The organism is Chitinophagales bacterium, from assembly GCA_019694975.1.
Taxonomy (GTDB): Bacteria; Bacteroidota; Bacteroidia; order Chitinophagales; family UBA10324; genus JACCZZ01.
Window position 1 is genome coordinate 275,139 of sequence record JAIBAY010000005.1, and the last position, 13,152, is coordinate 288,290.

9 protein-coding genes are annotated in these 13,152 nt (G+C 45.0%); 3 read left to right on the plus strand and 6 right to left on the minus strand.

Features of this window, described 5'->3' with window-relative positions; translation table 11 throughout:
- Window positions 1-345: 345 nt before the first annotated feature.
- Entirely contained in the window at window positions 346-3,240 is a 2,895-nt protein-coding gene (gene gcvP, locus K1X61_11540) for an aminomethyl-transferring glycine dehydrogenase (protein MBX7109271.1), read from the minus strand.
- Between the two features lie 192 nt (window positions 3,241-3,432).
- Between gcvP and K1X61_11545 the strand changes: the two genes are divergently transcribed.
- Window positions 3,433-3,972: a DnaJ domain-containing protein gene (locus K1X61_11545; GenBank protein MBX7109272.1), complete on the plus strand. Its 540-nt coding sequence runs from the start codon at window positions 3,433-3,435 to the stop codon at window positions 3,970-3,972.
- Between the two features lie 155 nt (window positions 3,973-4,127).
- Entirely contained in the window at window positions 4,128-4,757 is a 630-nt protein-coding gene (locus K1X61_11550; GenBank protein MBX7109273.1) for a carboxypeptidase-like regulatory domain-containing protein, read from the plus strand.
- Between the two features lie 17 nt (window positions 4,758-4,774).
- Here K1X61_11550 and def read toward each other — a convergent pair whose 3' ends face one another.
- The 5 genes from def to tsaD form a co-directional block, all read right to left on the minus strand.
- Window positions 4,775-5,362 (minus strand): peptide deformylase, encoded by a 588-nt coding sequence (gene def / locus K1X61_11555; protein MBX7109274.1) that lies wholly within the window; start codon window positions 5,360-5,362, stop codon window positions 4,775-4,777.
- A complete protein-coding gene (ruvX, locus tag K1X61_11560) occupies window positions 5,359-5,775 on the minus strand; it encodes a Holliday junction resolvase RuvX (GenBank protein MBX7109275.1) in 417 nt (138 codons plus the stop codon). The genes def and ruvX overlap by 4 nt, the downstream gene beginning before the upstream one ends.
- Before the next feature lie 9 nt (window positions 5,776-5,784).
- On the minus strand, window positions 5,785-6,630 hold the full coding sequence (gene ubiA, locus K1X61_11565; protein MBX7109276.1) for a putative 4-hydroxybenzoate polyprenyltransferase: 846 nt from the start codon (window positions 6,628-6,630) through the stop codon (window positions 5,785-5,787).
- The gene (locus tag K1X61_11570) at window positions 6,627-7,160 is read right to left on the minus strand and encodes a DUF1573 domain-containing protein (protein ID MBX7109277.1); all 534 of its coding nucleotides are present in this window, start codon (window positions 7,158-7,160) and stop codon (window positions 6,627-6,629) included. Before K1X61_11570 ends, ubiA begins: the two co-directional genes overlap by 4 nt.
- A 93-nt stretch (window positions 7,161-7,253) precedes the next feature.
- A complete protein-coding gene (gene tsaD, locus K1X61_11575) occupies window positions 7,254-8,255 on the minus strand; it encodes a tRNA (adenosine(37)-N6)-threonylcarbamoyltransferase complex transferase subunit TsaD (protein ID MBX7109278.1) in 1,002 nt (333 codons plus the stop codon).
- A 117-nt stretch (window positions 8,256-8,372) separates the two neighbouring features.
- Between tsaD and K1X61_11580 the strand changes: the two genes are divergently transcribed.
- A complete protein-coding gene (locus tag K1X61_11580) occupies window positions 8,373-13,121 on the plus strand; it encodes a translocation/assembly module TamB domain-containing protein (GenBank protein MBX7109279.1) in 4,749 nt (1,582 codons plus the stop codon).
- Window positions 13,122-13,152: the final 31 nt, after the last annotated feature.

The following is a 13,152-nucleotide window of genomic DNA, read 5'->3' on the forward strand; positions in this document are numbered from 1 at the left end:
TTTCAGTCGAAAGGATAATAAAGGGGCTCTTCGGAGCCCCTTTGTTTTTTTAACCATGTTTGGTTTCAGACGAAGTAAAATCCTGTACAGGACTCATAAATCATCTTCCCAAATTTTCTTCTGCAACATTTCCGGGCTACAAGATTCATTCTTGTTTTCAGCAATAGTGAACAAACCCATATCACCATTAAATCCATAGAAATCCAGGATCTGATAATTAAGCCAGGAGGACTAAGTAAGATAGCTACGTGCGAACTTAAAGGCTGCCCGATATGCGGGCAGCGTCATACAATCATTTGCGTCTCTTTTGCATTTAATCTACTTCAGGGAGAAATAACCTTTGAATTACTCTTTCCATCCTCCTTCCTCCATCGCATCAGCATAGGCTTCCACCGGCGGACAGGTGCAAACCAGGTTGCGGTCACCATAGGTATTATTGATCCTGCCTACAGTTGCCCAGAATTTAAATTGATGCAAATAAGCAAGCGGATAAGCAGCTTTTGCCCGCGTGTAGGAATGATGCCATTCATCAGCTGTGACATCTTGCATGGTATGCGGAGCATTTTTTAAGACATTATCTGCCTTATCTACCTGACCATCCATCACCTCTTGTATTTCCTGCCGGATGGAGAGCAATGCATCACAAAACCGGTCGAGTTCGGCCTTGTCTTCGCTTTCTGTCGGTTCAATCATCAATGTGCCCGGAACAGGAAAGGAAACGGTGGGTGCATGAAAACCATAATCTATCAGCCGCTTGGCAATGTCTTCCACCTCTATCCCGTATTTTTTAAATTCACGCATATCAACAATCATTTCATGTGCACACCGGCCCAGCTTGCCCTCATATAAAATGGAATACTTTTTTTCGAGCCGTGATTTTATATAGTTGGCATTCAGGATAGCGAACTTTGTAGCGAGTGTACATCCAATGCTTCCCAGCATCCTGATATAACCATAAGAGATCAGCAAAATGCTGGCGCTGCCCCAGGGAGCGCCGGAAACAGCTGTTATACCTTTTTCTCCTCCCACCTTCACAACAGGATGAGATGGCAGATAAGGTGCCAGATGGGCGGCAACACAAATCGGTCCCATACCGGGTCCACCGCCGCCGTGCGGAATGCTGAATGTCTTGTGCAGGTTAATATGATTGACATCGGCACCCAGTGCAGCAGGGCTTGTAAGGCCTACCTGTGCATTCATATTAGCGCCATCCATATACACTAATCCCCCATTGGCATGTATGATGTCACAAATTTCTTTGATGCTTTCTTCAAAAACGCCATGCGTAGAAGGATAAGTGATCAGCAATGCGGCCAGGTTCGCTTTATGTTCGGTTGCTTTTGCCCTTAGATCATCCACTTCCACATTACCTTCTTCATCACATTTCACCACCACCACCTGCATGCCGGCCATCACTGCGCTGGCAGGATTGGTGCCATGTGCCGAAGAAGGAATCAAGGCTACAGTACGGTGATGATCGCCACGGTCATGGTGAAAGGCCATGATGACCATAAGTCCGGCATACTCTCCCTGTGCACCCGAATTCGGCTGTAATGAACATGCTTTGAATCCTGTGATCCTGCAAAGATCATCTTCCAGTGCCTTGATGATATGGAGGTATCCGGCAACCTGATCCAACGGCACGAAGGGATGCAACTGGGAAAACTCCGGAAAACTTACCGGAATCATTTCGCTTGCGGCATTCAATTTCATGGTGCACGAGCCAAGTGAGATCATTGAGGTATTCAGTGACAGATCTTTGTTTTCCAGCATTTTCATGTAACGCATCAGCTGGCTTTCAGAATGATGGTTATGAAAAACGGGATGCTGCAGAAATGGCGATGTCCTGCGGATTGTCGGATCTATGCCTGTTGCAACCTTAGCTGGCACTGATAAATCGCCGGTGAATCCGGCAGCCCGGGCAAATATTCCGGCTATATCCTCTACATCTTTTGACCGGACAGTTTCATCAAGTGCAATTCCAATTTCACCCGATTCAAAATAACGAAAGTTAATGCCTGAATCGAGTGCCAGTTGTTTGATTTTTTCTGCTGGGATCCTGCCCGTACTGATTTTGAGCGTATCAAAATAGCATACGTTTAACTGTTTAAATCCTGCAGCTTCAATTTTGGCATGCAAGGCGGCAGCATATTCATTAACGCGTGCGGCAATCTCCTTTAGTCCATCAGGACCATGATAAATTGCATACATCGCCGCCATATTGGCCAGCAATGCCTGCGCAGTGCAAATATTGGAGGTAGCCTTTTCCCGCTTAATATGCTGCTCTCTTGTTTGCAGGGCCATTCTGAACGCCTGCTTTCCGTGTGCATCAATAGATACACCAATAATTCGCCCCGGCATCTGTCGCTTATATTCGTCTTTGGCAGCAAAATAAGCCGCATGCGGGCCGCCAAAACCCATTGGCACACCAAAGCGCTGTGCAGAACCTACCGCCACATCGGCCCCGGCTTCTCCGGGCGATTTTAAAAGTGTAAGCGCCAATAAATCGGCGGCCATCACTACCCTTGCACCGGCCTGATGCGCCTGCTGAATGAATTCGCTATAATCAACCACGAGGCCATCACCATCCGGATATTGAACTATGGCACCAAAAATATCATCTCCCCATGCCACTGACTGATGATTACCAATACGCAGTTGAATGCCAAGCGGAGCAGCCCGTGTCTTCAAAACATCTATGGTTTGCGGAAACAGCTTTTCGGAAACGAAAAACACTGCCTTATGCTCATCCTTCCGTTCACGGGCATGGTATAGCATAATCATTGCTTCTGCGGCAGCTGTACTCTCATCCAGTAATGAGGCATTGGCTACTTCCATACCGGTCAGGTCAATGACCATGGTTTGAAAATTCAGCAATGATTCCAGGCGGCCCTGCGCAATCTCCGCCTGGTATGGGGTATACTGTGTATACCAACCCGGATTCTCAAACAGGTTGCGCAAAATGACAGGCGGCGTGAACGTGTTGTAATAACCCATTCCGATATAGGTTCTGAACAGTTTGTTCTTCTCCGCAATCTCCCTGATTGATGCAAGGTAATCCTGTTCCGAAACAGCATCCCCAACATTTAATGGTTCGCTGCTTTTAATCTTTTCAGGTACTGATTCAGCAATCAGCTGATCCAGTGTAGATGCGCCGGTTACATGCAGCATCTCGCTGATATCATTGTTGTTTACTCCGATGTGACGTGAAACAAATCCTTTGGGAATAATTGGAATCATATAGCGCTCTTACAGTTTGGCTGGCAAAGTTAAAAGATAAGCTCTTAAAATCTCATGTTGTTATTCAACTTGCATCTTGCTGTGCATAACCCTGATAATTCAGCCGAGAATGGCTGCATAATGCTGCATACTGATCATTGATCTTTGAAATTAGACGATTAATAATTAACTTTTCTCCCAAATCTACCTTTTATGCTTCCTGATTATTTCGCAATTCTCGGTATTCCGAAGGATGCCAGTGAGATGGAAATCAAACGTGCATACCGCAAAAAAGCAAAAGAATACCATCCTTCCACCAACCGTTCCCCTGATGCACTTGATAATTTTATCCTGGTGAATGAGGCATACGAAATTCTGATTCATAAAAACACACACGAGATCTACCTGGAAGATTACAATACTACCAAGGATCCGCTGCAATTTGAGGTTTATTACTATTGGATCAATGCAGCACGAACAAGGGCTGCTCAACATGCAACTTTGTCGGAGAAAGAATTCCTGAACAGTAAATTTTACCGGAATACCTACCTGTATTCTTATCCGACCTTAATTGTTTTTATGATAGTTGGTGCGATTTTGCTGGTAACACCCTTTGTTACAGTTGTGCTGGCGCAACAGTCAATGGGCATCTACCTCATCCTCGGAGTGATTTTTATTGCATGGCCGGTTGGGCTTTACTTTTTTGTGCAATCTGCAATAGGTTTCCAATCCATGAAGAAATACATGCATTAGGTATCCGGCAAATCCCTATCCCTTAATTTGTATTTGTAATACGGTCATCTCTTTGTCTATTCCGGAATTTACACGCGGCTTATTGTCTTCTCATCAGATCGGTACCACCCGGAATTTCTGAAATTTCATTGAAATGGCGTAGGTTTGAATCCTCCATGATAAAATTCAATTCGCTTCTCACTGTTTTGATTGTTTTGCTTGCATGTAATCTGTCAATGGCGCAAAGCCCGCGGCTGATTCAGTACAGCGGTGTCGTTCTCTCAACGGATTCATCCACCACACCGGTGCCTTTTGCCAGTGTTTATAACAAAAGCATAAAATTGGGTGCGATCGCCAATTTTCAGGGGTTTTTCACTTTTGCAGCACGTGTTGGCGACACGATTGAAATCACATCAGTGGGCTATCAGAAGGGATTGGTGGTGGTGCCGGATATTCCCGACAAGGAAAGCTATACGGCGCTCATCTTTCTGCAGCCTGATATTAAAATGCTGCCCGAAGCAAGGGTCTATCCGTGGTTTTCAAAGGATCAGTTCAGAGATGCTTTTGTTCACCTCAATATTCCGGATGACGATCTTGAACGTGCACGAAAAAACCTGGATGCGAATAAACTGCGTGAATTGGGCGAAACGCTCAAAGATGGAACGCTCAATGCCACAAAATCTTTACAAAACTATTCCTACACTTATTATTATGCCGGCCAGTATCAGCCACAGGCAATCCTCAGTCCAAGTGCCTGGATGCAGTTCTTCAATGCACTGCAGAACGGAGCGTTTAAGAAAAAGTAAATGCTAACCCGGCCGGGCTATTTTTTCTGTGGAAATTTCATTTTATAATCCACCTCCACGAGTCCTTTGGAAATATTTTCCATTTTCTTCTTCAGCAACCTTTTTTTCAGTGGTGTTAAATGATCGGTGAATAAAATGCCATCGATATGATCATACTCATGCTGAATTACCCTGCCCGCCAATCCTTTGAAAACAGAACGGTGACTGATGAAGTTTTCATCCTGGTATTCCAGCAAAATCTCATCAGTTCGCTCAATATCCTCTCTTATCCTGGGAATACTCAGACAACCTTCATTATATCTCCATTCTTCGCCTTTCCTTTCAATGGCTTTTGCATTGATAAACACCTGCCTTAATCCGCTTTCACCTTTAAAATCATGATCCGGATCTTCTTTATCAAGATTTTGCAGTACAGGAATTGTATCAACAATGAATAGCCGGATGCTATGACCAACCTGCGGTGCGGCGAGTCCGATTCCGCTTGCAGCATACATTGTTTCAAACATATTAGCAATAAGATCAGCCAGCCGGGGATAGCTGTTATCTATTGCCAATGCCCTTTTCCGCAGGATAGGGTCACCATATGCTATGATAGGCAGAATCATTTTTGAACCGACGATAAGTATGATTGTAAAATTATGACAGCGCTCACTTTATCCACCATTGCTTTATCCCGGCGTGCTTTTTTGTTTTTGCCCGCTGCCAGGATTGCCTGCTGAGCCAGCACTGAGGTAAATCTTTCATCAACTCTCTTCACAGCGATTGCCGGGTATTTTTCCTTAAACAATGTAATAAACCGGTTGATTTCAGCACTGATTTCTGACGGCGTATTATCCAGGTTTTTAGGTTCGCCAATCACCAAACATTCCACTTTTTCCTGCATGAAATAATCACGCAGAAAACCGAATAGCTGTTTTGTTTCAACAGTACTGAGTCCGGTTGCAATTATCTGCAACGGATCGGTTACAGCAACGCCCGTTCGTTTTACTCCATAATCCAAAGCAAGTATTCGTGCCAAGTGCGCCGCTTAATAAATATCAATCAAAACAAAGATGGCAAAAATAACACTGGCTATTCCATTGGTGGTAAAGAAAGCGACATTAACCCTTGCAAGATCGTCAGCCTTAACGATAGTATGCTGATATATCAGCAGTATGGTGAATATGATGCATCCTGTCCAATACCAGCTTCCAAAATGACCGAGTATTCCAATCAATATCAGGCATGCAAAACATAAAATATGAATGGCTGAAGAAACCAACAGGGCCTTCTCTTTACCAATCCACACCGGAACCGAATGAAGTGCATGTTCTTTATCAAATGAAACATCCTGCAAGGCATAAATGATGTCAAATCCACTCACCCAGCAAAGTACAGCCATGCCCAGTAAAACGGGCAGTAAGCCAAAGGAACCAGCCACGGCAAGGTATGCCCCGACAGGTGCGAGTGCTAACCCAAGTCCCAGTACAAAATGCGAAAGATGCGTAAATCTCTTCGTGTAACTGTATCCAAGTATTACCAGTAACGCCACCGGCGACAGCATAAAGCAAAGCCAATTGATGAAATAGGTACAACCCATAAATGCCAGCATACATGCTGCCGTAAACAATGATGCTTTATATTTTGAAATGACCCCTGCGGGAATTTCACGGTTCGCAGTTCGCGGATTCCTGCTGTCGAATTTTTCATCTATCACCCTGTTAAACGCCATTGCTGCACTCCTGGCAAATACCATACAGCTCAGCACCAGCATTAATTTTTGCCAGCTGAAGGAAAATCCTTCCTGCCATACGGCAAGAAAAAAACCAATCATGGCAAATGGGAGCGCAAATATGGTATGGCTGAATTTTATCAGCGACAGATAGTTCTTCATTGTTTCTTTATCACATTGGCATTGATGGTAAGTACCGTCTGCCGGGGTTCCGTATTTGCCGTCACCGCAATACTTTTATTCTGTAATCCTTCTTTGCCAGCACTGTTAAACTGTACTTCAATCGTTGATTCACCGCCAGGAGGTACTGGTTCTTTTGGATAGGAAGGAATGGTACAACCGCAGGATCCATGTGCATTCGTTATCACCAGCGGATTTGCTCCTGTATTCCTGAATTTAAAGGAATAATGCACCACATCTCCTTTCATCATATCACCGAAGTCGTGCTGCATCTCGTCAAATTTTATCGTGGTAAGCGGCTGATCACCCAACGGAGGTATTACGGATGTGGATGATTCCTGCGGAGGCACCGATGTGGCAGGTGTATTTATCTCAGTTCCGGCATTAGGGTAATTAAGGGCAGCCAACCGGTCGTTCCGTTGCTGAACAAGATTCAGAATATCAATCACTGTTATAATAAAAACACAGATCGTGATAACTGCCAGCGAAAAAGTTTTGATGTTTTCATTCATAAGAAAAGCGATTTCCCGGGTGCAAAAATAAGATGTTTTCGTTCGTGAACTTAATGGGTTAGGATTGAACAAATGCTAACTCAGCATGCAGGATCAATGCCATTGCAAACCCGGTGAAGGAGCAGCATCCAGCGGCCCGAAATCCTTAGCAAGAAACTTGTAATATCCTGCCATTGCAATCATTGCCGCATTATCAGTACAATACTGCATTGCCGGAATGAATACAGTCCATCCGTTTTCATCAGCCAATGCTTTCAATTCACTCCGCAATCCTGCATTAGCAGCCACGCCTCCGGCGATAGCAACGCGGCTGATGCCATACTGTTTTGCCGCTGCTTGCAGTTTATTGAGCAAGATGGTAACAATCCGGTATTGAACGGATGCGCATATATCGTTCATCCTCTTTTCAATAAACAGCGGATCATTCTTGATCTGATCGCGCAGGAAATACAGGATGGATGTCTTAAGTCCGCTGAAACTGAAATTCAGTCCCGCTATTCCGGGTTCCGGAAAATTAAACGCATACTTATCTCCTTCCTTCGCGCTGGCATCAATCAGCGGACCACCCGGATAAGGAAGATTAAGCATCTTGGCAGTTTTATCAAAGGCCTCTCCTGCTGCATCGTCAATCGTATCGCCCACTACTTCCATCTGCTGATGACTCTTTACCAATACAATCTGCGTATGGCCGCCGGAAACAGTGAGGCATAAAAACGGAAAAGCCGGTTTGGGGTCATCAATATAATGGGCAAGCACATGGGCCTGCATGTGGTGAACGGTGATTAATGGAATATGCAGCGACCACGCGAATGCCTTTGCGAAAGAACTGCCAACCAGTAACGAACCCATCAAGCCGGGACCCGCTGTGAAGGCTACTGCATCGAGTTGCTCCTTTTCAACCAATGCCTTTTGCAGTGCCCCATCCACCACAGGCAAAATATTGCTCATATGTTCACGGCTGGCCAGTTCCGGTACCACGCCACCGTAACGGCCATGAACAGGTTGAGCAGCAATGATATTTGAAAGGATGACACCATCGCAAAGCACAGCCGCGGATGTTTCATCACAGGAAGATTCGATGGCAAGCAGGTACACGGTATTGGAGTTCGGCAGGATGTTTGCAAAAATAAGCCGTAATTTTGTTAATCACTGAAACTCTTATCCCCTGCAGGTTTGAGCACCTTCCGCAAAATTGGAAATATACTATTGATCGTGCTGGGGATGCTCCTTGTGCTTACAGGAATCATCGCTGCAAGGGTTGATAATCCGAAGTTTCAAAGTTACATCGGCGACAAAGTGGTTAACTACCTGTCCGGCATGTTACACACTGAAATCAGGGTTGGCAGCATAAACTTCCGTTTGTTCGACCACCTCCTTTTACATGACATATTGATTAAGGATCTGAACAACGATACTCTTGTGGCGGCAAAAACAATTGATGTTACACTCGGGTTGATTGATCTTATTCAGCGCAGGTATGTCATAAAAAGCATAAAGCTTGACGGCGCCTCAGTGTACCTGCATAACCCAAAGGATGGCGAAGCCTTCAATTTTCAATTTATCGTGGATGCTTTTAGCAAGAAAGGTCCTTCTCCAATCGAAACAACACCACCGGTGCTTAACCTTGGAGCCGTAGTGCTCAACGAAACACACTTTGTAATGCTCGATGAATACAATGATGTGCGGCTCGATTTTAAGATCCCGAAGTTAAGTATTGCCGTTCGGCAACTTGATCTTGTCAATTCCGTGATCGCCCTGCATGATATTACATTTCAGCGGGCCGACCTGAAAATCGCCAAACTGCAACGGTACATCGACCCCAATGACACACTTTCTGCCACTGATACGGCCATCGTACACCTCAACACCAAACCGCTGAAGCTGATGGTGAAGCGGTTCCGCTTTCAGGACTCTCAGTTTCAGTTTGATGATATGAATGAACCGCTGGCTGCAGCAGGCTTCGACGGATATCATCAGCAATACAAAGATCTCAACCTTGAGATCAGCAATGGGTCAATGATACTTGACACCATCAAGGCAAATATCAGCCACTTAAGCTTCCTTGAAAAATCAGGATTCACCGTCGAACACCTGGAAACAAATGCAACCGTAACACCTGTTGCAGCAATAGCCGAACAGCTAAGAATTGAAACACCAAACAGTTCGGTGAATAACTATTATTCGATGAACTACCGGAATTTTCATGCCTTCTTCGACTACAATGCCGCGGTAACGATGAAAGCACTGCTGAACGATGCCAGTATCTCGCTGAAAGACATCGCCTTCTTTATGCCGCAAATTCAAAAGCTTCCCGGAACGGTGCTGACATCCGGGAATTTTTATGGCACAGTAGATAACCTGAAAGGCAAAGAGGTTAAACTGCAGACAGCTGCTCTTACCCGTTTCAACGGAAGTGTGGACATCAAAGGATTGCCGGATATCGCGGCCACTTTTGTTGACCTGAAGATCAATCAGCTGGTTACAAGTGCTGACGATGCCGGATCCATAATCAACGGTCTGAAGCTGCCCAAAGAATTCAGCAAACTTGGCACTGTTGATTTCAATGGCTCCTTTACAGGTTTCTTCAATGATTTTGTAGCATACGGAGTAATGAATTCAAAAATCGGACAGGTGAGCACTGACCTGAATATGAAGTTCAATGAAAAATATACCAATGCATCGTACAGTGGCAACCTGGCCATGAACCAGTTTGATATCGGAAATTATGCCAATGCCGACAGTTTAATGGGTGTCATCAGCTTCAATGCAAAAATAGCCGGCACCGGTCTGAAGATAGCTGATCTCGATGCAAGCATGAATGGTGAAGTGCAGCAATTGCAGTTCAACGGATACAACTACCAGCACTTGTTGGTTGACGGAACCTTCACGAAGCGACTTTTCACCGGTAATGTTGAACTGCATGATGAAAACCTGAATCTTGATTTTGCCGGCTTCGTTGATCTGAACCAGTCACTGCCAGTTTATAATTTCCAGGCAGCTATTACCGGTGCCCGTTTAAACAAACTGCAGTTCACGGACAGTGCTTATGTGGTAAGCACACAGCTTAACATGAATATGACTGGCGATAACATTGACAACCTGCTTGGCAAAGCCATCGCTTTCAATACAACATTCTCAAAACCCGGCCAATCGCTTACGCTGGATACCGTCAGTCTGCAAATCAATGAACCGAACGGATCGAAACACTTTGAACTGACCGCCGATCAGGGCAAGGCCGTTTTCAACGGACATTTTCTGCTTTCACGATTACCGAACTCTTTTCTCTCGGTATTGGATTATTATTTCCCATCCTTACCGCATACAACAGCAGCAACTGAACAACAGGATTTTGATTTTGATATTGCCTTGAATGATGTTGCAGGCGTGTTACACTTTTTCTTTCCCGGCTGGGGCGGCTTAAGCAACAGTACTGTTCATGGCCATTTTAATTCGCTCGGCAACACCCTCACATTCGCCGGTACCATTCCTGCATTGCAGTACAAAAACCTTTTTGTAGATACATTGTCCCTGCAGGCAAACACCAATCAGCATCAGTTACTTTTCAGCGCCGTATCCAGCGATTTGCAGATCGGTGATTCCACGTCCATTACTCAACCGGGCATTCATTTACAGGTATCAGGTGATTCCGCCCTGTTTAACTTATCAGGTGCCAACATACCAGGTAGCACTTTTATGAACCTTCATGCCCTGGTAACCGGCGATACGGCAGGTATTATGATGAAAGTATTGCCATCGGACCTGGTGCTGAATAATAAACGATGGGCCGTTTCACCTGATAATTTCCTGCATTACGAGGATGAGCGGCTGCGTTTCAACAATTTCACGCTGCGCCATGACGACCAGTCACTTGCTGTAACGAATATCAACCTCCGTCCGCGTGCCACTAACCTGCTCTTCCAATTCAATAAGATTCCGGTAGCCGACCTCTATCACTTCATACAACAGGCCGGATTCGATATTGATGGAAATCTAACAGGCAGCATGGAAGTACTCAATGTTTTTCACGCTCCCCGCTTCCAGGCGAGCCTGCAAATAAATGACCTGTCGGTGAACAAACGCTCCATTGCATCATCTGCGATACAAATGAGTTATGTTCCGGAAACAGATGAAGTAACCACCGAAGTACAGTTGACAGATGCTGCATATGATGTGAAAGCAACCGGTTCATATTTCCCGCGTCGCGTGGAAGACAAAATGAATTTCAAACTCGACATCCACCAATTTGACCTGAGCTTTTTTGAAACGCTGTTGCCCGGGTTTTTCTCTAATACAACCGGTTCGGCAGCAGGTACACTTCAACTTACCGGAACACCGGATGAACCTGTGCTTGCCGGCAATCTTACCATACCCTTCTTATCGCTGAAAGTGGACTACCTGCAAACAACTTACAAGACCTATAACGAAACAGTCATTTTTAACACCTACAACATTGACATTGGCAAGATGAAACTCTTTGATGCCAATGAGCATGAAGCAACAGCAACAGGACAGGTTGTACATGATCACCTTCGCGACTTCGTTTTTGACCTATCCATGAATACCAACCGCATTCAGGCGCTGAATACAACGGAAAAAGACAATACCCTGTTTTATGGAACCGCTGAAGCATCCGGCATTATTCAGTTCTTAGGCCCTGTGGAGAATATGGAAATCCGCGCAAGTGTTGCCTCTGAGCAGGGAACATCCATTGCCATTCCCATTAATTCAGGCACAGGCATAGGCGACCGTTCCTTCATACGCTATATGAAACGTGACAATGATACCTTAAACTTTACCAACACAGGCAACGAACTTTTACAGGGCCTTCGCTTAAATTTTGACATGGATATTACGCCTGATGCGAAGATCAGCATCATCTTTGACCAAAAAGCAGGTGATATTATTTCAGGCACCGGCAACGGGAATATCAGGATGGAAATAGATACGAAAGGAGATTTCAACATGTACGGAACCTATACCATTGCGGAAGGTGATTATCTTTTTACACTGCAAAATTTCTTCAACAAATTCTTCACGATTGATGAAGGCGGTACCATTTCATGGACGGGTGACCCTTATGAAGCCCAGATTGATATTGATGCCCTTTATTCCACCAAGGCATCTGTATATGACCTTGCGGTTGGATCCGGAATCACTTTCTCCGACCAGGAAATCAAAGACCTGCAACGTCACGTTCCGGTTAGAGTGGCGTTGAAGCTGAGCGGTTCGTTACTGTTACCTGATGTTACCTTTGACATCTTGCTGCCGGATGAAACAACGCTCAGCAGCGCCGCTTATCAGCAGGTGCAGAAAGTGAAACAGGACGAAGGAGAATTGAACAAGCAGGTATTCGGATTACTGATTCTGAACCGGTTTTTGCCTACCAATTCCGGCACCGGCAACCAAAGCATCGGATCAGATGTAAACAACAGCGTGAGCGAATTCCTGCTGAATCAGTTAAGCTACTGGACCTCACAGATCCGTAACGACATTGATGTAAACCTGAATTACCAGTCTTATGAAGCGAAACTGAATTCCACCAATCCAAATGACTATACCAAGCGAAACGAATTAGAAGTGGCATTGACAAAACGCTTCTTCAATGACAGGCTTGCACTGGAAGCCGGGGGCAATTTTGATTTCGCCGGTGCGAATAATACTGCTGCGCCAACAACGGGATCAACCAATGTGGCAGGTGATTTTTCCGTTGATTACAAAATTACACCCGATGGCCGGTTGAGTGGAAAAGCCTTCAGCAAGAGTCAGTATGATGTAGTGGATGAAAGATATAAAACCAAGAATGGCGTTGCACTTTCCTATAAGCGGGAGTTTAATAAATTCAAAGACCTGTTTCAGAAAGACGCTGAAAAAACGAAACAGAAAGAGGAACGACGAAAATGGAAACAGGAACAGGAATTAGAAAAAAAGGAAAACGGGGTTTCATCTGTACCTGCTGACTGACATTTTTTTGCTTGCTGTTAGTCGCGCGATA